This is a genomic window from Roseinatronobacter thiooxidans, from assembly GCF_001870675.1.
GTDB lineage: Bacteria > Pseudomonadota > Alphaproteobacteria > Rhodobacterales > Rhodobacteraceae > Roseinatronobacter > Roseinatronobacter thiooxidans.
Genome location: NZ_MEHT01000018.1, coordinates 214,701 through 238,393, shown reverse-complemented (window position 1 = coordinate 238,393; position 23,693 = coordinate 214,701). Strand labels below are relative to the sequence as shown.

Genomic DNA, 23,693 nt, shown 5'->3' with positions numbered 1-23,693 from the left:
GATATTACCAACAAGCTCTTGAATGCGCCCAGCGAAGCGATTGATCCTGCAATCAACACAGCCCTTCAACGGACGGGCGTTCTGGCGCGCTCGGACCGGACCTATGTGTTTCGTCTGCGCCCCCCGGATCGGTTGGACAATACACATGAATGGGTGGCCGACGGGATCGCACCCATGATTGAAGAATTGCAGGATATGCCTGATGACCTGCTGGATGACTGGCGCAGTGCGTTCGAGGGTGGCGCGCCTATCGATATTCCGGATGTGGATGCATTGCCCGAACACTCTGCCGTGCGCGAGGTTTTGCAGATGCAGGGGATCAAATCGCTTCTGGCGGTGCCCATGCTGCTGGATGGCCGGCTGACTGGTTTTGTGGGCTATGACGCAGTGCGCAACCTGCGCCGGTTCCTGCCTGTGGAGATTGAATTGCTGCGTTCGGTGGCCAATGCCATCGGCGTGGTCATGGACCGTGCCCGCGCCGAGGCCATGGCACAGGAAGCAAATCTGCGGTTGCGGCAGGAACGGGACAGGTTCCGCGCCACATTGGCCGCTATCCCTGATCTTGTGCTGGAACTGGATGCACAGGGGCGCTTCATCGGATATGGGGCAGGCGCGCGCGTGGCCCCCGCCTATCCCTTGGATGAGGTGATACATCGCCTGCCAGAAGAGGTTTTGCCAAAGCATCTTGCGCGGCTTGTGCGCAAGATCATGGCGGTGGTGGACAGCGATGGCTATGCTGGGGGCCATCGCTATTCGATGGCGGTTAACGGCGAGCGCCGTTGGTTTGAAGTATCGGCAGCCGCCAAAAGCTCTGAAGAGGGGCGCGGTGGATATGTGTTTTTGGTCCACGACATTACCGACAGTCACCGCCAGCAGCGCGAGATACGCCGTCTTGGCCGCATTGCCGAGTTGACATCGAACCTTGTGATCATCACCGATCCAGAAGGGCATATTGATTGGGTCAACCCCGCTTTCGAGGCGCGCAGCGGCTGGATGCTGGAAGAAGTGCGCGGGCGCAAGCCCGGTGACTTTCTGCAATCGCCGCAGACAGACCGCGCGACACTGCGGCGCATTGGTGAAGCGATCCGGAGGGTTCAGCCCGTGAAGGCGCAGCTTCTCAATAGGACCCGTGCGGGGCAAGAATACTGGATATCCAAGGATATTCAGCCGCTTTTGGATGAAACTGGGCGGCTAGACGGGTTTGTGTCGGTTCAGACGGATATCACTGACCTGCAAGAGGCACATCAACGCGCGCTGCGGGTGCGGGCGCTGGCAATGGAAACCGCCAGTGACGGGATCGCCATCAGCAATGCGGAAGGCACATATATCTTCATGAATGCCGCGCATCGGAAAATGTTTGGCGTTGATCCGAACGAAGATGTCGCCACATTGGGGTGGCAGGATTTCGTCACAGCCGAAGAGAGGGAGCGCTTTCTGGCGCAGGAATGGCCCAAGCTTGCAGCAGCCGGTAGCTGGCGTGGCGAGTTGACGGGACTTCACCGTGACGGGCATCTTGTGCAGCAGGATGTCACCCTTAGCCTTATCGATGATGGCGGTTTGGTGTGTTTTGCGCGCGATGTTTCAGAACAGCGTGCCCTTGAGAACGAGCGCGCCAGATTGCGCGAAAACCTGCAGCTTGCACAAAGGCGCGAAACGATTGCACAGCTTGCCTCTGGGGTCGCGCATGATCTGAACAACCTTGTGGCGGTTGTCTCCGGAACTGTGTCTTTGCTGGAAGGGCAATGCGAAGGAAAGCCCGAAATCGCCGCGGGTCTGACGCGGATTGGAAGGGCTATGGACGCGGCGCGTGATCTGGTCAGCGGGTTGGGGCGCAGCATGCGGCCAGACGCACCCCGCAAGATGCTGGACCTTCGCCAGGTTGTTGGTGAAGCGATTGATCTGCTTGGGTCCGATCGCCGGAGAAACCACGATATATGCTTATCGCTGCCGGACAAGGCGCAGCCCGTCTGGGCGAACCATACCGAATTGCTGCAAGTGATCCTGAATCTGGCTTTGAACGCATGCGAAGCGGCGCCGGACGGCGCAAGCCGCGTCTCGCTGGTTGTCGGGGCGGAGCTATGTCAGCGTAAGCCTGATGTCGGCGAATTGCATCTTGATACAACCTATTCAGTGTTTGAAGTCACTGATACAGGTGCTGGCCTTGATCCGACAATAAGCGACAGGTTGTTTGAAAGCTATGTCACCACGAAAGGTAACGCGGGCACCGGAATGGGCCTTGCGATTGTGGCGGGGATACTTCGAGACAATTCCTGTGCGCTATGGTTCGACAGCATTTCCGGTCAGGGGGTCAGCGTGACGGTGGCTTGGCCCGAAGTGAATAAGCGGCCGCAACAGCTTATGTGTCATAACCCCGTCAATTCCGGTGCCGAGAGTTTGGCAGGGCACCGTATTCTTGTGATTGATGATGTGGTCGATGTTGCAGATGTGCTGTCCGAGATGCTTGAGATGGACGGAGCGATTTCGATCGCAGTGTCTGATCCGGAAGAGGGGTTGACCTTGCTGAGGGACAACCCCGCGCTGTGGTCAGCCGTGGTGACGGATCTGGACATGCCAGATATCAGCGGCGTCGATATTGCGCGGGCGGCGGGGCGGCTTGTTGCCCCTGTTCCTTGCGTGCTTGTGACTGCTTTGCCTGAGCGCGCGGCAAAGGATCGTGACCTGTTTCACAGTGTTCTGGCCAAACCTGTCGAGGCCCCCTCGCTGCTAAACCATGTTCGCGCGGCAGTGGCTGCGCGCATCAATGCGTGCAAAAATCCTCTTTAGAGAGTCATGTCGTCTTATTTTCCAATCTGCGGACATAAGGCGAGAAAATAAAACCTATGCGCATGTCATAGCGGGCCGCAACACTGATATAATTGAGAGCATTGCTTGCGGGATTCTACTGCATCAGTCTGGGCAGCTTTTGCGTGGTGATGCGTATTTTGGAAATGCCTGCATGTAAATGCGCTGCGTTCCAAATGTCAGTTATGCGCTGACGAGATTACCGCAGCAGCCCTTGGGTGGCAATTTCTTATTGCCACGACAGGGGCGGTGTTTTGGTGTGCAATGATCAAGCTGATGATCAGTTTTCTGTGGCAAGGGTAGGCAAAGTTTAGGGTTGATTCCGGGCGTGTAGGTCGTGAATTTTGCCGCAATACGATTTGGGAATTGCATGTGCGACGATGCACTAAAAGGAAGTTAGCATGAAAATGTTTAACCTTTGGGCAAAAAAGCATCCTGCTTCAGTCACAGTGGGTATTCAGGGGCCAGGAATAAGGCAATCTGCGTTCCCAACTGATTTCGAGGCCCTTTGGTCCGATATGTCGCGCAAATTCGACGCGCAGGGCGCACATTACAAGCGTGCAGCACTTATGGGGTTTGACCATGGTAGCGCTGCGCGCTTGCGCGAAATCTGCGCCCAGCTGAAAGTCACGCACTGCGCCGAGTTTGCTTCGGTTCAGATCCTGTGCAATCCCGGCGCTATGCAGGCGCATGATGTGATCATCCTGAATGTAGATGCTTTCGAGGATGTGGTGCAGGCTGTCGACGTTCTGCACCATTTTCGCGCCAGCTTGCCAAGCATTGCCGTGATCCTCATTTCCTCTGCGGTGCGCGGGGACGACTTTGGTAGCGAACGTCTGCCGATCTGCGACGCCACTCTGCGCGCCCCGGCAACCCTGCCGCGGCTGAAGGGCGCATTTCGGGCAGCAATGTCCAGTCAGGGTACAGCAAGGACAGGACATCCCGCGTATTGAGGGGACTCCGTTTTGTCTGCCTCAAGGTTTTCGGCGCCAATGCGATACGCATTGGATGAAGATGTGAAAATATTGATCGTGGTAATTCCCCAAGACGTTTTCCCGAGAACTATGCATATCATGAAATTCATAATTCAAACATCTGCTATTTGACCGGCCCAACTGGAAATCAAATTCGAATCGATCTTTTGGGGTTGTAGAATGAAAGATCTTGAGTAACGCCATATTTTAGGCGCATATAGTCTATATCTGAAATCTATATATTCAAGAAATTTGAAATATGCACAGAAAATAGCCTCAGATATGCATCAGATTCTCTGGCGTATTAATGAAATTAAAATATTTTCCTATATCTTTCGTAAAACCGGCTGGTTTTCTATTTGGAATGGATTATTTAAGTGAAGCATTAACAGAAGTGAACGACCATGCTGCGCATCGCAAGCCCCTGTAACCTGCTACCTCTGACCGGGTTGATGCTGAATATCTCTCAACGGTTATGGGTATCCGTCCCCCCCCATATGTCTGTGGGCGAGACCGCAAACGACCAGTCAATCCTATGGACGTGCTGATGAAAAGTTATGATTTGCATCAGAGCGCCATCGAAACAGAACTCGCGCAGGTTCGCATGCGACTTGCGAATGCGCTAGAGGCATACCCCGACCCTATCGGCTATTTCGACCCAGATGATAGACTGATTTTGTGCAACACTGCTTATGCTCGGCTGCATTCCGGGATAGGTGCCCCGGTCAGTTCTGGCATGACATTTGAGCAGATTCTGCACCAAGATGTTTTGAATGGTGCATTGTCTTTGTCGTATGATGAGTCTGCAAAGTGGATTGCCGAAAGGATGGCAAAGCACCGCCAGCCCATCTATGAAACGGAACTTCGCATGCGCGATGGCCGCTGGTTCCGTGTGATTGACCGCGCAACAGACGATGGCGGTCGTATCCATGTGCTGATCGATATCACAAAGCTAAAGATAGCAGAGCGTCGCCTGAGCGAGGTCGAAACTGGTTCCAAGGCGGGAATATGGATGCTAGATCTGTTTTCCGGGCGCGGTCATGTGAACAGGTACTGGGCGCAAATGCTTGGTCTTGATCACGAGACTTTGGGCTCTGTCGGCTTTGAAGAATGGCGTTTACTTGTTCATCCTGAAGATGTCGCTTTGGCAGAATCGGGGTTTCTGGACTGCATTTCCGGCCAGACCGATACTTTTGAAGTCGAATACCGTATGCGCCACGCTGCCGGCCACTGGGTGTGGGTCATGGGGCGTGGTGGCGTGTCGGACCTGTGCCCGGACGGGCATGTAAGGCAAATGGCCGGTGTCCAGCTGGATATCTCGAAACGCAAGAAGCTGGAAGCCGAGCTTGAATTGCGCGCCGCTGCGGTTGCAGCGACACATGATGCGATCCTGATCACGGATGCAGAAGGGCGGGTCATCGATGCCAACCATGCTTTTGTAAAGTTGGTGTCCGGCGAATGTGGTGACAAGTTATCGGGGCTGCATTGGCAGTCCTTTTACCGGACAGACGTGGCATCAGAGCTTGCGACACAGGCATTTCCGGCGCTGAAAGCAGGGGAATCGTGGCAAGGCACGGTGCTGGCACGCCGGATGGATGGCACGGAATTCGAGCAGGAAATCAGCCTGACGTCGTTATCGGATGGCAAGGCAGTCTGGGTCAGCCGGGATGTCAGCGCTCGGCTGGATTTGGCGCGCGAGACGCAAGCGCTGCATCAGCGGCTAGAAATCACCCAGCGTCAAGAAATCGTCAACCTTCTCGCGGCTGGGTTGACACATGATTTTTCGAACTTGCTGATGGTTATCTCTCACCTCTCAGACCCGTCTGTTTCTCGGCAGATATGCCCTAAGGAAGTGTTGCACAAAGTGCATGGCATCAGCCGTGAAATATCCCGTCTGATTGCTCCGATCAAAGCGTTTGGTTCCGACAGATCAGCGAACACAATTACCGATCTTGGTACGGTCATGCACGATGCAACGCAAATCCTGCGTCTTGGCGCTCCGCCGCGGATCAGTATCGAGGCGCACTTGCCCGAACGCCCACTGTCTTGCGTACTTGACCCGCTTCGCCTGACGCAGGTTTTGTTGAATCTGGGCCTGAATGCGAAAGATGCTATTGGCGAAAACCAAGGGGTGATTTCCTTCACCCTGAGCGAGGCAACCGGATTGCCAGAGGGAGCAGTGTTGCAATCAGGCGTGATCCCAGCTGCCCCCTTCGCCTTGTTCAAGATCAGCGATACCGGCTCGGGAATACCCGCTGCATATGTCAGAAGAGTATGGGAGCGTCACTTTACAACAAAAGGCGCCAATGGCACGGGCTTGGGCCTGACCCTCGTTGCGCAAATCCTGTCCAGTGTCGGCGGCGGAATAGCGCTTGAAAATCGTCCGGAAGTCGGCGCTACTTTCCTGTGTCTGCTACCATTGGATGAGTCAAATTTCGACGAAACATCTGGGTCAGGTCAAGGAGACGCTCATCACTCTTAAGATACAGCCAGTGCCGTGCCAGCCCTGCTGACTTGGCCTTGCGCCTACAGGGTTAGAACCAGCGCGACACCTCCACAATAGGCGAGAGGGGGCTTTCAGGTCGGTTCAAACAGGCCAAGGGCCGATACGGCCCCCATGGCGAAGGCCAGCAATGCGACCGTCTGGATCACGACGATAATCAGATGGCCCGATCCGACCGCCCCCAAGACCCTGAGTGAGGTCTTGACCCCAAGTGCCGCAATCGCGGTGGTCAGGCAAGCACGCGAAAAGCTGTCTATTTTCAACACCAGCAGTTCAGGCAGGTCCAGCACGCTTCCCAGCACCACAAGCGTCAGAAACAGCACCATGAACCATGGCAGAAGCGAAATCCGGCCTTGCCCGGACGCGGCCCCAGCGCCGGTCCCGCGCAACACCAGCACGATCACGATCAGCACCACGGGTAGTGGCACGCTGGTAGAGAAATGTTGCCATTTCTTCGATCTGATGCGGCTGATCCTGCGGGACAACCCAGTGCGTATCATGGCTTCGGGCGGGCAGGATGTAAACCATCGGGCCGAGGTCTATGACGGCCAGCCATCAGACATATGGGACAATGCTTATGTGATCGTCGATTTCGCAGGCGGCGCGCGGGCGATGCTGGAACTGTGCATGTTTGCAGAAGGCGCGCGCTATCAAGAGGAAATAACCGCTGTCGGACCAGAGGCGCGCATCGAATGTCTGGTGCCGGGGCCGGGCCGGTTCTGGCCCCAGCACCTGGGCGCCCCGCCTGTACCGCAACTGATCGTCAGCCCGCGCAACCCCAAGGGGCCACATCTGATCGAGGTGCCGGTCGATGCGACATTGCTGGAAGCAGGCGATCACAACGGATCGACATTTTACCAGCATGACCATTTCGCCAAGGCCGTGCGCGCGCGCGGCATGGTCGAAGTCGGACTGTCAGACGGGATTTGGGCAGTCCAGATGGGGCTAGCCGCGCAACAGGCTGTGCGCACCAGAAAAGTCGTGCATCTTGACGCAGAAGGGCGCTTTGCCCCCGAATAGGCAGGCGTGCCCAAGGTGAAATCCCCGCGCCTGTGGCGCGATGCCTCGCGGTCCATTCCGACGCGGTCAGCCCCAGTTCTGGCCGGATACCGCGCAGTGCAGGCGCGCCGCAGGGGCTTGGCCTGCCCAGACCGTGCTTCTGGCCGCTTTGGCGGAACACCTCTCGTTGCTTGCTGCCATGTCAGGCTTCTGCTAGCGCCGATGGGGGAAGGGCTGCGGGCAGCCAGCGGAGACATGCAGCATGGCAGTATCAAATGCAGCGAAGATCATGGCATTGACGGGGCTGGCGATGGTAGCTTTTGCCGCGAATTCGGTTCTGAACCGTGTCGCACTGGCCGAAGGCCAAGCCGATGCGCTGACGTATACCGGCGTTCGATTGGCTTCCGGCGCGCTTATGCTGGTGATGATCCTTGCATGGCGGGGCGCGAAGCCAGGCTGGGGGCAGCTGGGCGGCAGCACGGGCGGCGCGCTTGCCCTTTTTCTTTATGCGATTGCGTTTTCTTATGCCTATCTGGACCTCGCGGCCGGCACAGGGGCACTTTTGCTCTTTGCCGCTGTGCAGTTGGGCATGCTGGGCTGGGCCATTGGACAGGGTGACAGGCCCGGTGCCTTCGAGTGGGCCGGTTTTACTGTCGCAGTGCTGTTTGTGGTATTTCTGGTCTTGCCAGGCGTAAGCGCACCAGACCCGCTTGGCGCAGCACTGATGATCCTCGCCGGGCTTTCATGGGCGGCCTATACATTGATCGGGCGTGGCTCTGCCGCGCCGTTGGTCGATACGGGCGGCAATTTCCTGCGGTGCCTGCCCATAGCGCTTCTGCTGATCCTGCCGGGGATATTCGCGCAGACGACCAGCCTTGCAGGCTGGGTGTATGCCATTGCCTCGGGCGCCATTGCGTCGGGGCTGGGCTATGCCATCTGGTACAGCGTCCTGCCCGCGCTGGAACGCAGCACGGCCGCCTATGTGCAATTGACCGTGCCTGCCATCGCCGCTGCCGGTGGCGTGCTGTTCATAACCGAGCCGCTGACCTTGCGCCTTGTTGTGTGCTCACTTGGCATTCTTGGCGGTGTGGCCTTAGCGCTCTGGGGGGCCGATCAGCGCAAGCGCCGAGCGGTGCAAACTGGCTCCGCGCCCTAAAGGCGCTTCAGATCGGCATTCCCGAATTCGAGATGCTTCGGGTGACGCACCTTCGAAACTTGCAGCCCGCCATATTTGGTCGTCCCCTTATAAATGGTCGCGTCCGCCATCCTATGCTTGCGCATTCTGCCCCAGGCCCGCTGTTGATCTCATAGAACAGCGCTTTGGTGTATTCGATTTTCATCGGCATGATATTGGTCAATATTTTGATGCTGGCCTTCGGTTTGCGGTTGCCGCGCTTCTTTTGCGATCATCCTGCGCGCACTCTATGCCCTCGTTGGGCCAGCGATTTTTGTTCTATCCATGACAGGTGTTTACGCACTCAACAACAACCCAACAGATATCGCCGTTATGATTGTCTTTGGGGTTGTGGGCTTCCTGCTTAGGCAATTGGACTACCGCTTTCATGGATCTGATTTTTCCTGATCATACTCCAATTCCTGCTTCACTGTGACCGGTTTCACGTCGAGACCACGCTCGGCGTCAGCGCCTTTCACTCCACAAGCTGTCACCGGACAGGCATCACTGCCCTCGCTACCGGCCAGATTTCTCAGATTCATTGACGCGTTGAGGTCGCGATCGTTCAAAGCGCCACAACTGGCGCAGGCCCAGAACCGGACCGAAAGGGGAAGGGATTCAACTTTCTCCTTGCAATGGTAGCAGGTCTTTGAGGATGCAAAGAACCTGTCGGCAACCACAAGCCGCCCGCCAGAGCGAGCAACCTTATATGTCAGTTGCCTGCGAAACTCGAAAAAACCCATATCGGAAATTGCGCGCGAGAGCCTCCGGTTCGCCATCATGCCCCGGACATTAAGGTCTTCGATTGCAATGGCCGAATACTCGGATGAGAGCATTGTCGTCAGCTTGTGCAGGCTATCGTGACGGATATTCCGGATGCGGGCGTGAAGTCGTGCAACGCGCAACCTTGACCGCGCCCGGTTCTTTCCGCCTTTCATCTTTCTCGCATGCGCTTTTTGAAGTCTTGCGAGGCGCTTGAGGTTCTTGCGCAAGGATTTCGGGCCCGCAACCTTGCGACCGTCGCTGAGGGTGGCGAGGTGGGTGATCCCGAGATCAACTCCACAAGACGGCAATCCCGTCAGATCTGCAGCGTGATGATCGATCTCTACTGAAATCGCTGCAAACCACCGATCCGCTTCTCGAGAGATTATCACAGACTTCATGACCGGGTTGAGATCCGCGCCAAAGCGCAAGGCCTCATGCATTCTCACCCACCCGATGCGGGGGAGTTTGAGGCGTTTACCATCAATCCGGAATGTCCCGGGGCCATTATCCGGTCTGAAACTGTCCCGGCAGCGACCCCGGGCCTTGAAGTTCGGGTAGCGCGCCCGCCCCTCGAAAAAGGCCTTGAACGCAGATCCCAGATTCTTGACCGCCTGCTGCGGCACACCCTTCGGTGCCCGCAACATCCACGGAAACTCTTGCGCCTTGATCGCATTCAGATCGCGCCGCAGCGCCGCCTCGGAAAGCGATGGCAAAGACGAACCCAGCTTGCGGGCAGCATATGCCTTCTGCCAGCGATCCAGCGCCCAGTTCCAGCTGAAGCGCGCGATACCTGCGCATTGCGTAAATAGCTCAGACTGTTCCTTACGGGGATCAAGCGCAATTCTATGCGCTGTCAGCAATCTTTTGACGGGTTTCTCCTGATCAAGCAGGGAGCTGGCATCAAGAGGCATCTTCTCTCTCCGCTGCGGCCCGGATATCCTCGATCATTCTGGCGTTCTTGCGTGAACGGGCACCGTAGAGGCGCGCAGAGAAGACAGTGATGATTTCAAGGACATCCTTGGCGAGATCCTCCTCGAATATGGTGTCTTCGCCGCGATTGAGGATGACAACCTCGACACCTCTGACCTCGCATATCGCGAAGACCAGCTCGGAGCCGAAGTGCAAGAGCCTGTCCTTATGCGTAATCACGAGGCGTCCGACGCGATCCTCTACAATATCATCCAGCAGGCGCTTGAGGCCTTTCTTGCGATAATTCATTCCGGAGCCAAGATCCGTGATGATTTCATTGCTCCAACCCTGAGCTGGGCAATACGCCTGAAGAACCTGTGCCTGGTGCTCCAGATCGAGCTTCTGATCATGGCTCGCGACGCGCGCATATGCGACAGTTTTCCGGGATACGGCATCAGCCTTGCGGTAAAGCTCTGGCTGTAGGCGTGCGAGGTCATACCGGCGCTTTCCGCCCTTGGTAATCATGTCGGGCTTTAGCCGGCCACTCTCATCCCGCCGCCGAAGCGTGAGAGGCGTAACGCCGATGGCTTTGGGTGCCTCACCTATACCGACAAGTTTTATCATAAAATGATAATAAAAGATATAAAAAGATAAAGTCAATAGAAAACTGGTATAGCCCGCCATGAGATGCGGCGTCAGCGTGCGTCTGATGGCGAGTTTCCAAATTTGCGCAGGCATTAACAAAGCCAACTCCCGCAAACCCTTTCGACCGCTCAGTCTGTCTGATGAATATCGAGCCACTCTTAGGAGAACTGGCTGGCGAAGGTGAATTGGGTCTAGATAGCGGTGTTAGTTATCAAGAAGCAAAAAGCTCGGATAACCACTCGCTACTAAAGAAACATACACGAAACGTGTTCCTCAGAGGGCAGCTGATGCACAGAAAAAAGTTTAACAAAACCACGATGTCGATGTTAATCGCCATCTGTATGGTCCCGCAGGTCTTACCGGCAAATGTTGCTGCAGACACACTGATGTTCAATGCAAGTTGGGGTTTTGATAGTCCCGGGAACAGATCAGCCCGCGCCAATGCGCTAGATCTGGAGTTGCGCAAAAAGGGTGGATTTTACGACAGTTTCCAGACGAATATTCTGTATGATGGAAACACATTTATCACCTATGACTGCACGGGTTCGAATGCACGCGCAACCGGAACAGATTCTGTAACATCAAGCGATGCGCGCACGTCTTCACCCTCGACAGGTTCCGAGCTAGCGCTCGACGCGACATCGCGCGGAAACGAGTCTGACATAAGAAGCAGCAATGGACACGGATCTCCCGCGAGTGAGCAGGCGAATGACGGTGACGTCCGCTCGGTCGTCAACTCGGATTTTACCAACATAACCGGACCACTCAATGCCAGCGGTGGGGTGACAAACCAGACCAGCAGAACATCGCAAAACAATTCGGGTGCCGTGAGAGCCAATTCTGAGGGTGGGGTTGGCTGTAATTTCTTCACTCACGATCAGACTGCCGAGAAGCGTCCCCAGCCATGAACATGTTGAGTGTGAGAGCTTTGAAACGAAGCTGTATGGTGATGGCCTGTGCGATCACCCTCTCGGGTTGCGCAATGACAGGAGAGACGGTTACGCGAGGAATAGGCGAAGAGCCGATCCTCTCGGGGCCGCCAGTGACGCGCAACACTACGCCGGTTGATCCGGCATTCGCGTGTTTTGCCGAACAGATCAAGCGGAACGGACGTCGGGGTGTCCGCATGGCTGTCGGCGAGGTTCGTGACCTCACCGGGAAATACATTGAAGCTGAAGGCGGCAGTGTGATCACCCAGGGCGGGGCGCATATGGTGATGTCGGCGCTTGGTAAATTGGACAACTCGATTGTCCTTGTCGAACGGGTTGCCTCGGATATCGCTGAAAGAGAACTTGCCTATATGGATCGCCGTCAACTTGGCGATGGCGGGGTGCATGAGGTTCCCGGCGAAGAGGATACCGTTCCCTGGCTGCCCTATTTTGGCGGAACCATCCTGCGATCGGATTACTTTATCGTCGGGGCCATCACCGAGTTGAACTGGAACCTGTCCTCTAGCGGCATTGAAGGTCGGATCAGTGGTTTTGGCGGGCGCTCACGCAACATGACCATGAATGTGGCTGTTGATCTTCGGATCGTGGACACAAAAACCATGGAGGTCGTGGGCACAACAAGCCTTCAAAAGCAAATCACAGGGCGCGAAGTGGGTGCAGATGTATACCGCTTCTTGGGTGATTACCTGTTCGATCTGAACACAGGCCAGCGCATGCAAGAGCCTGTGCAACTGGCTGTGCGCACCACGCTGGAGCTGGCTGTGCTGGAACTGGCGGGCAAGGTGACAAGGTCTGATCCTGCGCGCTGCGTGGCCCAGGCCGATGCTCTTGTCCTTCAGCAGATCAACGCCGAACAACCTGCACCTCCGCGCTGGCTGCCACGCTCGCAGCTGGCAGCAGGAGGGGGCGCATGAATAACCACGCGAGGGACACAGGATTACTGTCCATAGCCCGCCGCGTGTCACGGAACAGAGCTGTCACATTCTTGGCAGTTTCATGGAGGCGCATAGGCGCGTGTCCGCAATGGACGACCACAACGCAACAGGAGATAAATCCATGACTATCAGACAGACGCGCAGGACGGGCCAAGTTGCCCGACTGCTTGGCGGGGCCAGTATCGCAGTATTGGTGGCCTACGGGCCGGCCATGGCGCAGGTGGTGAACATCACCATCGACAGCACGGTTCCCACACCAGGAGATGCCTTTACTGCAGCCAATGTGACCGGCTTTGATACAACCGCAAACAACACGCAGGAAAGCCGCGCAGCAGTTACAGCGTCAATCGCGGGTGGTGCCTTGACCACCAGTGATACGGGCACTGACGGTAGCTCTGTAGATGTGACAGAGAACCAATTTACTGCCAGTGCGCAGGGCAACCTGTTCACCTTGCAAACGCAAAATCTTGGCAACGTTGGATCGGGCACGCTTGGTGTTCTGACCGGACAGTTTGCTGATGCAACAGTGTCTGCAAACATTACAGGGACAGATGCAACTGTCACTGGAACTGCAGCGGCGTTGCAATCATCGCTTGATGCCAGCAACAACACTTTGACAGCGCGAACCAGCATCAACCAAGCGTCTACGGTGTTTTCCGATGACATTTCGGCGGATCTCGCTTCGCAATTGGCCCAGTCCAATCAATCCTTTGCTGTTGGCACAAACACACCTGAAACACTGACTCGCGGCAATTTCGATGCTCAACTGCTGAATGTGACAGGCGGCGGCAGTGTTGTTGCCAACACCCAGGCTGTCGCAGAAACTGCTTTGGCGTCCAGCGCGCTGATTGATGACAGTGACATCCTAATCGCTGTAACCGGCGTTGCAACCGGCAGTGCCCTCAGCGTTGACAACAACGAGCTGCGCGCCACACTGACTGGAAACCAAGGCGTGACCGGCACGGATGTTTCGGTAGATACGCAGTTCAACTCTTCTGCGGGTGTGTTCAGCCAGCAGCAGATTGGCGCTGGTGCTGGTGATGTCACACTCAGCGCAGGCGTGACCGATTCCGTCCTCGCGGTGTCGCTGACAGACGCGACGAATTCGTCGCTGACTGTTGACGAAAACGTTATCGGCGCACAGGCACGGGGCAATGTCGCCACTTTGGACGGCAATGGGCTGAACGGCCTTGGCAACGAAGGCACTTTCCTGAATGTCAGCGCAAATGACATCACAGCGGCAGGCGTTGCTGGCGGCGTGATCTCGGTAGACAATGCTGGAACGCTGAGCTTTAGCGATGGTGCCACTGCAAGCAGCAGCTTTGGCTTTCTTGCGGCAACACAGCAGGCCGTCGAGAGTGCAGCAAACGGTTCCATCACTGCGACCAACAGTTCAACCGCGCTGAGTGTCTCGGCAAGAACTGTCACCAACTCGGCGATCAATGTCGATGACAACACTTTCTTTGCCATTGCCTCTGCCAATACCGGCGGAACAGGGATCGATCTGAGCGCAACCAGCGTGACCGCATCTGCGGGTCTGGCCAGCGACCAGAGTCTGATCAACACCGGTGTGTCCGCGCTTTTGGGCACGAGCGGCGTACCAGCAGCTTTGACGGCCACTGCAACACTCGATATCAGCGATTCCAGCATCACGCTGGATGACAACATCTTTGTCACAGAGGCGAGCGGCAACACGGGCCGCACCAGCTTGACAGCAAGCGCTGATACCACGCTGCAATCAAGCGACACAAATGACAGAGGGACAGCGGCGCTGGATTTCACAGCCGGGACTGCAACGGCTGCGGCCACTGATTTTGGCACGATCGCCAACCAGTCTATCGATGCTAATTCCGATATCAACGCGCAGGGTTTCACAAGCCTTGGTGTTGTTGCCGGGGCGGATTTGGACGAGGACGATAACGGCAACATCTCTGGCAGCACGCTATCCGTTTCTGACAACGCTCAGAACAGCACTGCAAGTGGCAATACCTTGACCAACCGCATCGCGCTTTCGGGGAATGTTGTTGGGGTTGAAGACCCCGCAGACTTTGCCGACAACGAGGCTGTAACTACCTCGCTTGGGTCTTTGCAGCAGCTCGGCTCTGACGTTACGGCTGGGTCCAATACGAATCTTTCGATCACGCAAGATGGATTTGGGTCAGAATCTCTGACAGATGCTATTGTCTCATCTTCTTTGTTGATCGATGGCAATGACAACCGTGCCCGCGCAACAGGTAACACTGTTGATAGCATCGTCAGCGTAACCGCCGACACAGCTATCATCGGGGCAGATGCCACAGCGGCCACCGCCACGGCGACGACTGGTGCGCCTGCGACATTGACCGCAGGAGGTGGCACAACCCTCAGCACCGGGCAGTTCAGCACTGGCGATGTTATCAGCGCAACTGGTGTGTCCACTGCGCAGATTGCTGGTGATGACTCAGGCGATTCCACACGCAGCATTGTGGGATCGACAGCCTCTATCAGTGACAACATCACAACAGGCACGGCCATTGCCAATATTGGCACATCCAGCATTGTTTTGGATGCCGGAACAGAACTGACAAGCAATGCCGCACTTGCTGCACAACAAGGCAACAGTGCCGATGTTACAGCAACGGCGACGAGCGACTTTGGCAATTCTGCTCTTACGCCATTAGAAAGCGGTATTGAACTTACTGGTGATGTTGCAAACAGCACTCTGGCCATTGACAACAACACAACGCTTGGCACGGCGATGGGTAACATCGCGACAAATGCGCTTTCTGTCACCGCTACAACAATTGATCGTGCAGATAGTACGGCCGAAGGCAGCACCGTTCTAGGGTTCACTACCGCAACAACTTTTGCAACTGGTGCAGATTTTGCAGCGCTGAATCTTCAAACACAAACCGGCGACATTCTTGCCGATGTCGACAATTTCGGCAATGTTGCTGTCGTTGGGACGTTGACAGACAGCAGTGCTTCGCTTTCGGGCAATGCGCTGCAAGGCGATGCGATGTCGAATGATGCAACCAACCGCATCACACTGGATGGCAGCGCCGGGATCACTGACACCACAACCGCTCTTGGTTCGGTGCAGACATCTGTCGGCACCGTTGGCACAGATCTGGACGCAAATTTCCAGATTGTGGCCGATGGGTTGACAACATCTTCGGCAGCGATTGATGGCAATCAAGGCTTCGCGGCGGCAACATCTAATCGTGTTGTCAATGAAGTGTCGCTATCTGGCAATTCAATCAGCGGTGAAGCGACCACCTTCGCCGATGTTGGCGTCACACTGGAACCGCAAGTTGGCTCGCAAGCATTGGCAGACACAAGCCTGTCCAGTGTTCAGACCAGCTTGAGTGGTGTCACAACAGACAGCACAATCGTGGGCCGGATTGGACTTGACACATCCCCCGTTACCGGCAGCAGTGCCTCTGTCAGCGACAACTTCGCCCGCGCCTTTGGTATGGGGAATGAAGGGGTCAACCGTCTGGGGATTGACGCAGATACCAGCTTTGCAGGCACAACCGCACTGACGGGAACGCAGGTGCAGATTGGGGCTGTCAGCGCGTCCGCCTTGGTGGATGCTGATATCATAACCGATGCCGGTGCTTCGTTGACAGGCAGCTCTGCCGCGATTGACAGTAACGTTGCCTTTGCCCGGACTATGGGCAATGATCAGACCAATGCTCTGACAATCGACGCGACAACGATCAGCGGGGTAAGTGGCAATGGAGATACAGGGAGTATCGTTGCCCTTGGGGACCCGACCCTGCCTGACCCGCCCGCTGTTCTTGCCGTTGACCGCGAGTTCACCGGCGATAACATTGTTTCCAACTTCCAAGGTTTGCGTGGCGATGTGACAGGCTCCGCCACTGTGGACGGCGAGATCGTCATTCCGGCGAACATCCTCAACAGCAGCGTTTCGGCCAGCGAAAATATCGCGCAGTCGAATGTCACGGGCAACCGCGGCAATAACCTGCTTGATCTGAATGCCGCAACCTCGGTTACCGGCGTGTCAACACTCGCATCAGAGCAAGGTGGTCGTGCGCCAGGTGCCGAGACCAATATCGTCTCATCCACCGCGACGCTGAACTTCGATATCGATCAGGCTGCGACTACCACAGTCACAAGTGGTGCGCTGAATGTTGATGGAAATGTCGGCTTCTCCAGCGCCTTCGCGAATGATGTGACCAACCGGCTTAACGTCAGCGGCACAAGCGTTGTGGGCCGGAATGATGAACTGTCGGTGGCAGGTATCAGCGCTACGGGTGTAGTAAGCGGTGATGCGGATAACCTGCTGGGCAATTTCCAGTCTCGCAGCAATGAGCAGGCAGTGAACAGTACAGCAACACTGACAGTGGATCTGCTAGGGTCGTCGACGCCTGATGGCACGGCTGACTCGCTGGGCACGAGCAGCGTGTCGGTTCGGGACAACTTCCTCGACTCGACCGCGACCTCGAACCGGGCGCGCAACACGCTGGTGCTGAATGCCGACACCGCACTGACCGCTGGTGGCGCTGTGGTGAACAGCCAGGTCAGCGACAGCCCGGTGACCTCGGATGTCCGGCTGCGGGCAGGCGTGGGAAGTGATAACTTCGGCAACGTGGCAGGCTCGTCTATTGCGTTGCAGGACAACACCGGTATCGCCCGGGCCTCGGGCAACGACGCGGTCAACGTGCTCAACGCGCGCGGCGGCACCGGGATCACCGGTGTGGCCGGGTCCGCTGGCGCCACGTTTGGTGTTGACGCCATGGGCGATCCGGCTCCCGGTGTGCTGAACGCCTCGGGCACCTTCGCCATGGCGAGCAACCAGGTGAACACCGGGGCCGTCAGGGCGCGGGCCGGGTTTGATGGGACCGACACCGAAAGCCTCTTCGAGGCCCGGACCGGCACGCTCACCGGCTCCTCGGTGGCGATCGGCGGCAACCGTCTGGTGGCGGATGCGGTGTCTAACCGTGTCGAAAACCGTCTGACGGTGAACGGCTCGCCCAGCTCTCAGGACGTAACCACGGCCATCACCAGCCGTCAGGTTGCCACTGGTGCCGTGACCTCGCGGGTTGACAGCACGCGCTTGGCAAGTCTGAACGGTGCCGTGAGCAGCAGCTCAGTTGGCCTGAACGGCAACACGCTGAGTGCATCGGCGGGCGGCAACATCGCGACGACGCGTTTGATCCGCGACTGACCACTGCCACGGAGAGGGGGCGCTGCCCTGCACCCTCTCCAAACTTGGGGTGGCGGTCTGGTGTTGTCCGTCCAGTATACACTGCCACCCTTTTTTAGCTGCATGTGCCGTCAAAAGCTTCACGGCACATGCACTTTCCAAACAACGCGCGGCCTTGCGGCTTCAGGAGCAATCAATTCATGTCACAAGATACCGGTTTTCTTCACCGTGTTTACCTAGCAACCTTGCTTGGTACCGTCAGTTTCGCGGCAATTTCACTGGCCTCTGCAGCGCAGAGCCAGACAGTTAATCTTTCATCAGATGCAAATGGGTTTTCCGTGGCAGATGTGCTTAATCGTGGCACAATTTCCATCAACGCTCAGACATTCGATGACTCCATTACGGCAACCATCCTCGACGGTGCGCTGCAGCAATCCTCGGGTGGGGCAGTCGAGAACAGTTCTGTTGTAATTGAAGACAACCAATTGCTCGCCCGCGCTTTCGGGAACCAGTCCGACATGCAGGCCCAGTTGCTGGGATCTGGTGCAAATGGGCGTCTTGGTTTGCTCAGCGGGCAGGATGCTCGCGGTGCAGTGACAGCGAATGTCAATGGCTCAACGCTTACCGCAGAGATCACGACGACAGATAATGCAGCCGGGTCATCATTCACCGCGTCTGCAAACCGGCTCGAAGCTGCGGTAACGGTCAATGAAGCGCGCTCTGTTTTTGCTGATAATGTTTCTGCCGAACTTGTTGCCCAACTGGCAAACGACACTACTGCTTTGTCGACCGTGAGTCTGATCAGTGGATTGGGCGCCCAGCTTGTCGACGTTGACGGCGGCAGCAGTGTTGTGGCTAGTTCACAGGTGATGCGCGATGATGCACTTACATCAAGAGCCACGGTAAATGACAATACCATCGATGTTGATCTGCGCGAGGGCGCACAAATTTCAAATGGCTCCAACAGCGCGCTGTCTGTGGATGGCAACATCCTGCGCGCCACGCTGACGGGCAATACCGCAGTAGCCGGCACCGATCTGTCGGTTGATACGCTGTTCCAAGGGTCGGCTGCGGTTCTGAACCAGCAGCAGATTGGCGATGGAAGCGATGCGATTAATCTGCGGGCAGAAGCGAACAATTCTGCGCTGCGCGTCGATCTGGGGACTGTGACCGACAGCGCTGTGTCGGTGGCCGACAACCGGATCGGTGCTTCGGCAAGTGGGATCGTGGGGCGCAACGGCTCCGGGCCCGGGACGTTCCTGAATGTAGAGGCCAATCAGATCAATGCGGCGGGCGGTGAGGCGTCAGTGTCCTTTGGCGCAGCCGGTGAACTGAACCTCGACGCGTCCTTCGTGCTCGGCACCCAGCAGCTGATCGTCGGAGATGCTGGCGATACATCGGCGATCACCGCACAGGCACTTCGGTCCGGTCTGACCGTGCTGTCGCGGGGCGTAGAGGATTCGGCGCTGGATGTAACCGGCAATACGCTATTTGCGACTGCCGGGGGTAACGAAGGAGGTTCGGAGATCCAGATTTCCGGAACCTCAATCAATGCCAGTGCTGCGCTTGGCAACGAGCAGCGCGTTACCAACACCAGCATCCGCGCCACTCTTGGGAATGGGGGGGCGCAGACGGAACTGTCCGCCACGGTCGAAGGGCAGCTTACCGATTCCAGCATCGCTGTGGATAGCAACCTGTTGCTGGCGCAGGCAGAAGCCAATGTCGGGCGCAACCTGCTGTCTGTGGACTCCGATACAGTGCTGACGCGCACCAGCCCGAACAATCGAGCTGTGATAACGAACGATGACGATGTGGCACGCGGAGGATTGGTTCTGGCCAGTTCGCAGGAGTTTTCGGGTTCAGCGTCTGTCCTGTCTGCGGCCGCTGACAGCGCGCTGTCTGTGACGGTCGGACAGGGTATCGTCGGTGCCATTGGCGGCAGCAGCGTTTCCATCTCCGACAACACCCAGATGGTCATGGCCGAGGCCAACCAGATCGTGAATGCGCTGGAACTTTCGGCGCTTTCGCTCGGAGAGGGTGTCGAAGCGGCAACGTCGATCCTGTCCAACCGCCAGGATGTCGATGTCGACGCGATCACGGCGACTTCGGACCTCACGGCGAGGCTGACCCAAGGGACACCAGTTGTCGGAACTGACCGGATCGCGGGCTCGTCGCTGTCCGTTGATGGCAATGAAAACCGCTCGGTGGTCATGGGGAACGAGGCAGGCAATCTTCTGAGCCTTACTGCCGATACGGTGATCGTGGGCAATCTCGGACAAGAATCTCGGGCAAACTTCGAAGGGAACTTTCCTGTTCTGGCGACATCAGTCCTTGCAAATCGGCAGTCGCTGGAGGCGGACACACTCATCGCTACAGCGACGACTGGCGTGGCGCTTCTAAGTGAGGCAAACATTAACGCTTTCACCAACGGGAGCGACCTTTCGTTAAGTGATAATCGGACCATCGCGGGTGTGACCGGGAATGCTGCGACCTCGCGGATAGAACAGGACGCGGGCACAGCGTCGGGGGCGACGGCTGCCCTGCGCAATCTGCAGACCGGTACCGCAGATGCTACAGCCACAGCTAACGGCAGGTTTGAGCTCAGTATTCGCGGCAATGTGGAGAACACATCGCTTGCAATTGACCGGAACCGTCTGTTTTCGTCGGTGACAGGGAATACATCGCAGAGCACCATTACGGCATCTGCGACGTCATTCGACACTCCGGCGGGCTCCATCGATTATAATGCGCGTTTCGATGGTACAACTGTAGTTGGCCAGGCTCGAGCAGATTTTGCGCTCCTAAGCGATCAGGCTCAGGGTGGCAACCTCGCGGCCAATACTGAAGTGGAAGCGACACTTTTAGTTCAGGGGGCAAGTGGTGGACGGAACTTCACTGGCACCAGCGCGTCCATTGATGACACGCTGGCACGGGCAGATGCGCTGGCAAACGAAGCAGTAAACCGGCTTGACGTCGAAGCCGATGCTGATGCCAACAATGTGACAGGTGCAATCGCGTCGCGGCAACAGTCCACCGATGGAATCAGCGCGGCGGTAACAACCGTGGGTACCGACTTCACTCTGCAAAACCGCGGTAGTCTGACCGACTCCAGAATGTCCATAGACGGGACTTCCTTCATTGCCAGGGCAGGCGCCAACACAGTCGAGAACCAACTCAGTTTCGAGGCGGTATCGCTGACAGGGGCGACTTTGCAATCTGGTTTCAACGCTCTTGGCGCACGGCTAAACTTGGCAGACGATTTGGTGCTGGCCCGGTCGGACGCTAGTATCGCTAACCTACAAGACAGTGGCTCCAGCGTAACTGCAACGGCCAGGTTTGAAGCAGCGGCGAATACACTCGTCGACAATTTGTTACGCTCCAACGCGTCGGTCAGCCGCAGTGCTCTTCAAGCCCAAGCTGCTGGCAACCGGGCAAGCAATCTGGCCGAAATTTTTGCAGATGGATCGGTGACGGGAACCTCCGCTGTGGCGAATGCACAGATCAGCAGAGAGTCAATTATCGCCCTGAGTGACGCCATTGTTCGCATCCGCGTGAACGTCAATCAGTTTGATATTGGCAACGCACTTGACAACAGCGCCATCGCGATTGATGATAATATCGCGCTTACTAGAGCCACTGGGAACATCGCCACCTCGGCGCTGCAGGTCAACGCCACGTCGATCGCTGGGATCTCGGACACCTCGAATATCACCGATATCTTAGTGCCGGACGGCGGGACCGGGAATGTACGGGCGCGGGCAGATTTCGTTGTAGCATCTCAGCAGCTTACGACTGGAGCAGTCTCCGCAGGAACCGATAGCACGCAGTTTGACATGGGACTTCGCCAACTTGTTGCGGGCAATATCTTGGCAAGTGCGGCATCGATCTCGGGCAATATTGGCCAGTCAGTGGCAAACGCCAACCAGGCGACCAATTTGGTCGATCTGGCTGCGGCCACAGAAGTCAGTGGGACGGCGGCTATTGTAAACGATCAGAGTGGCTCTGCTGCAGTCGATGCAAATTTCGATCTCATTGCTGTTCTGAGACAGGACCTGAGCGCGAGCAATCCGGAGCCACAAGTTTCCGCAAGCTCCATCGCTCTTGACGATAACCTGTCGATTTCGGTGGCGCGCGGTAATGATGCAGTAAATAATGTGTCCGTGGCTGGGGCTTCTGTCAGCGGGCGCGATAACACAACGTCTGTGGGCGCGACCGGAAGCACGCTGAACGGGGCAGGGAACGCCCTGCTGGCCAATACCCAAAACCGGACGGCGGGACAGGGCATCACCGCTTCGGCTTCGATCCGGGCCGATGCCCTACTGACCTCAATAAACACAGGTGGCGACCCCGTCGATACACCCTCCAGCCTGACCGACAGCAGCGTGTCCATCTCTGGGAACTTCGTGGATTCGACCGCATCAGCCAACCGGGCGCGCAACACCATGGTTCTGAACGCAGATACTGCGCAGCGTGCTGGCGGCGGGATCGTGACCTCGCAGGGAAGCGACAGCGACGTCACCTCTGACGTGCGGATCACAGCGCGCGCAGGGTCGGATGCGTTCGGGGACATTAGCAGTTCCTCGGTGGCGCTGAACGCAAATATCGGCGTGGCACGCGCAACCGGTAATGAGGCTGTTAGTCGGATGAACGTTCAAGGCGGGACTGCTGTGATCGGGCAGGGCGGGTCAGGAGGAAGCGCGAGCTTCACCGCCAGCCCCGGCGCGCTGAACGCGGCGGGTGACTTTGCTTTGGTGTCGAACCAGGACAACAGCGGTGCAGTTATGGCAAGCGCCGGTGACACCATTGGTGACCGCAGCCTGATCTCGGCCACTACGCAGGGTGCGCTGCTTAACTCCTCCGTGAGCGTGAGCAACAACGCGTTGGTTGCCGATGCGACCTCTAACCGCGCCGATAACCGTATGACCGTTTCGGGCCGGCCTGCCTCAGAAAACGTGACTGTCGCAGTAGCCAGTCGTCAGGTTGCGACAGGCCCCGTGACTGCGCAGGTAAATTCCGGGCGGATGGCAAGCGCCTCGGGTGCGATCACTTCGAGCGCTGTGCGGGTGAGTGGTAACCAGTTCAGCGCAGGCGCTACGGGCAATGTGGCAACCACGCGTCTGACGCGTGACTAAGCAATGTGAGGCCGGGCCGGGAAATCTGTCCGGCCTCACTGTCGACCGGGGGCAAGGACATCCTTCGGGTATCTCAACTGCATCAAAATTTTTCCGAACCAATCGGAAGACACTAGAAAAGGGTAGACAATGCGAAACTCAATCCTGCGGAACGTCTCTGCACTGACACTTATCGGAGCACTTGCTGTTCCATCCCTCTCATCCGCGGCTGATGTGGATGGGAATTACGCGCTTAGAGGTGTCGGCTCTGCGCAATGTTCAGATTATACTGCCGCGCTGAGCGGAAATGGCGCAACGGATGCTCAGGTGTATATTGCTTGGCTCGCGGGCTATATTACTGCACGCAGCCGTCTCGCCGACGAGACATTTGATGTTCTTCCGTTGATTGCAGGGGCTGATGTGGCCGGGCTGATGAACGTCATCTGTACACAGAACCAAGATTCGACTTTTGAAAGCGCCATTGATGCAGCCATACGCCTGTTCGAGCCTGCACGTGTGGTTTCAGACTCGCCACTGCTGGAACTCACGCATGACAACCGGACTGTCTTGGTCCGCCAATCAACCTTCGAGCAAGTACAGAGTGCACTTTCTGCGCAGGGGTTCTATACTGGTGCCATCGATGGTGCATATGGGCCGGGCAGCCGCTCTGCAATCACAGCCTTTCAGGAAAGCCGCAATCTTGCACAATCAGGTCTGCCAGATGCAGATACTTTGGTTGCACTGCTTCTGGGAGCCGAGTGATGACTGCAATCA

Annotated in this window: 13 protein-coding genes and 1 pseudogene; 11 read left to right on the top strand and 3 right to left on the bottom strand. The window is 56.9% G+C overall.

Annotation, left to right across the window (positions count from 1 at the left end; translation table 11 throughout):
* The 3 genes from BG455_RS10495 to BG455_RS10485 form a co-directional block, all read left to right on the top strand.
* On the top strand, positions 1-2,784 hold a 2,784-nt coding region (locus BG455_RS10495; RefSeq protein ID WP_143079915.1), incomplete at its 5' end, for a PAS domain S-box protein.
* Positions 2,785-3,203: 419 nt separating this feature from the next.
* The gene (locus tag BG455_RS10490; protein ID WP_071469926.1) at positions 3,204-3,755 is read left to right on the top strand and encodes a hypothetical protein; all 552 of its coding nucleotides are present in this window, start codon (positions 3,204-3,206) and stop codon (positions 3,753-3,755) included.
* Between the two features lie 568 nt (positions 3,756-4,323).
* A complete protein-coding gene (locus BG455_RS10485) occupies positions 4,324-6,258 on the top strand; it encodes a PAS domain-containing protein (RefSeq protein WP_170124739.1) in 1,935 nt (644 codons plus the stop codon).
* Positions 6,259-6,353: 95 nt separating this feature from the next.
* Here the strand turns inward: BG455_RS10485 and BG455_RS17580 are convergent, their stop codons facing one another.
* Entirely contained in the window at positions 6,354-6,779 is a 426-nt protein-coding gene (locus tag BG455_RS17580; protein WP_245735524.1) for a putative sulfate exporter family transporter, read from the bottom strand.
* Here BG455_RS17580 and BG455_RS10475 point away from each other — a divergent pair.
* From BG455_RS10475 to BG455_RS17575, 3 genes and pseudogenes are all read left to right on the top strand, one after another.
* A pseudogene (locus tag BG455_RS10475) lies at positions 6,703-7,299 on the top strand (Gfo/Idh/MocA family oxidoreductase); the annotation flags it as partial. The gene BG455_RS17580 and the pseudogene BG455_RS10475 sit on opposite strands and share 77 nt — an antisense overlap.
* 241 nt (positions 7,300-7,540) lie before the next feature.
* A complete protein-coding gene (locus tag BG455_RS10470) occupies positions 7,541-8,434 on the top strand; it encodes a DMT family transporter (protein WP_071469923.1) in 894 nt (297 codons plus the stop codon).
* 303 nt (positions 8,435-8,737) lie between these two features.
* Entirely contained in the window at positions 8,738-8,860 is a 123-nt protein-coding gene (locus BG455_RS17575) for a tripartite tricarboxylate transporter permease (protein ID WP_245735523.1), read from the top strand.
* Here the strand turns inward: BG455_RS17575 and BG455_RS10465 are convergent.
* Positions 8,839-10,128: an RNA-guided endonuclease InsQ/TnpB family protein gene (locus tag BG455_RS10465; RefSeq protein WP_211307053.1), complete on the bottom strand. Its 1,290-nt coding sequence runs from the start codon at positions 10,126-10,128 to the stop codon at positions 8,839-8,841. The two genes, BG455_RS17575 and BG455_RS10465, sit on opposite strands and share 22 nt — an antisense overlap.
* Complete coding sequence (locus tag BG455_RS10460) at positions 10,118-10,750, bottom strand: IS607 family transposase (RefSeq protein WP_071469961.1); 633 nt, start codon at positions 10,748-10,750, stop codon at positions 10,118-10,120. Before BG455_RS10460 ends, BG455_RS10465 begins: the two co-directional genes overlap by 11 nt.
* Before the next feature lie 161 nt (positions 10,751-10,911).
* Between BG455_RS10460 and BG455_RS17130 the strand changes: the two genes are divergently transcribed.
* From BG455_RS17130 to BG455_RS10435, 5 genes are all read left to right on the top strand, one after another.
* On the top strand, positions 10,912-11,679 hold the full coding sequence (locus BG455_RS17130) for a hypothetical protein (protein WP_143079914.1): 768 nt from the start codon (positions 10,912-10,914) through the stop codon (positions 11,677-11,679).
* A 35-nt stretch (positions 11,680-11,714) separates the two neighbouring features.
* On the top strand, positions 11,715-12,635 hold the full coding sequence (locus BG455_RS10450; RefSeq protein WP_177190879.1) for a CsgG/HfaB family protein: 921 nt from the start codon (positions 11,715-11,717) through the stop codon (positions 12,633-12,635).
* 232 nt (positions 12,636-12,867) lie between these two features.
* Complete coding sequence (locus BG455_RS10445; protein WP_143079913.1) at positions 12,868-17,829, top strand: beta strand repeat-containing protein; 4,962 nt, start codon at positions 12,868-12,870, stop codon at positions 17,827-17,829.
* A 179-nt stretch (positions 17,830-18,008) separates the two neighbouring features.
* Complete coding sequence (locus BG455_RS10440) at positions 18,009-22,940, top strand: beta strand repeat-containing protein (RefSeq protein ID WP_071469919.1); 4,932 nt, start codon at positions 18,009-18,011, stop codon at positions 22,938-22,940.
* A gap of 129 nt (positions 22,941-23,069) precedes the next feature.
* A complete protein-coding gene (locus BG455_RS10435) occupies positions 23,070-23,681 on the top strand; it encodes a peptidoglycan-binding domain-containing protein (RefSeq protein WP_084386252.1) in 612 nt (203 codons plus the stop codon).
* Positions 23,682-23,693 lie beyond the last annotated feature (12 nt).

Excerpts from the sequence above, each read along its gene's own strand:
- BG455_RS10490 (WP_071469926.1), top strand. The coding sequence starts at position 3,204 with ATGAAAATGTTTAACCTTTGGGCAAAAAAGCATCCTGCTTCAGTCACA.
- BG455_RS10485 (WP_170124739.1), top strand. The coding sequence starts at position 4,324 with ATGAAAAGTTATGATTTGCATCAGAGCGCCATCGAAACAGAACTCGCG.
- BG455_RS17580 (WP_245735524.1), bottom strand. The coding sequence starts at position 6,779 with ATGATACGCACTGGGTTGTCCCGCAGGATCAGCCGCATCAGATCGAAG.
- BG455_RS10470 (WP_071469923.1), top strand. The coding sequence starts at position 7,541 with ATGGCAGTATCAAATGCAGCGAAGATCATGGCATTGACGGGGCTGGCG.
- BG455_RS17575 (WP_245735523.1), top strand. The coding sequence starts at position 8,738 with ATGACAGGTGTTTACGCACTCAACAACAACCCAACAGATATCGCCGTT.
- BG455_RS10465 (WP_211307053.1), bottom strand. The coding sequence starts at position 10,128 with ATGCCTCTTGATGCCAGCTCCCTGCTTGATCAGGAGAAACCCGTCAAA.
- BG455_RS10460 (WP_071469961.1), bottom strand. The coding sequence starts at position 10,750 with ATGATAAAACTTGTCGGTATAGGTGAGGCACCCAAAGCCATCGGCGTT.
- BG455_RS17130 (WP_143079914.1), top strand. The coding sequence starts at position 10,912 with ATGAATATCGAGCCACTCTTAGGAGAACTGGCTGGCGAAGGTGAATTG.
- BG455_RS10450 (WP_177190879.1), top strand. The coding sequence starts at position 11,715 with ATGGTGATGGCCTGTGCGATCACCCTCTCGGGTTGCGCAATGACAGGA.
- BG455_RS10445 (WP_143079913.1), top strand. The coding sequence starts at position 12,868 with ATGGCGCAGGTGGTGAACATCACCATCGACAGCACGGTTCCCACACCA.
- BG455_RS10440 (WP_071469919.1), top strand. The coding sequence starts at position 18,009 with ATGTCACAAGATACCGGTTTTCTTCACCGTGTTTACCTAGCAACCTTG.
- BG455_RS10435 (WP_084386252.1), top strand. The coding sequence starts at position 23,070 with ATGCGAAACTCAATCCTGCGGAACGTCTCTGCACTGACACTTATCGGA.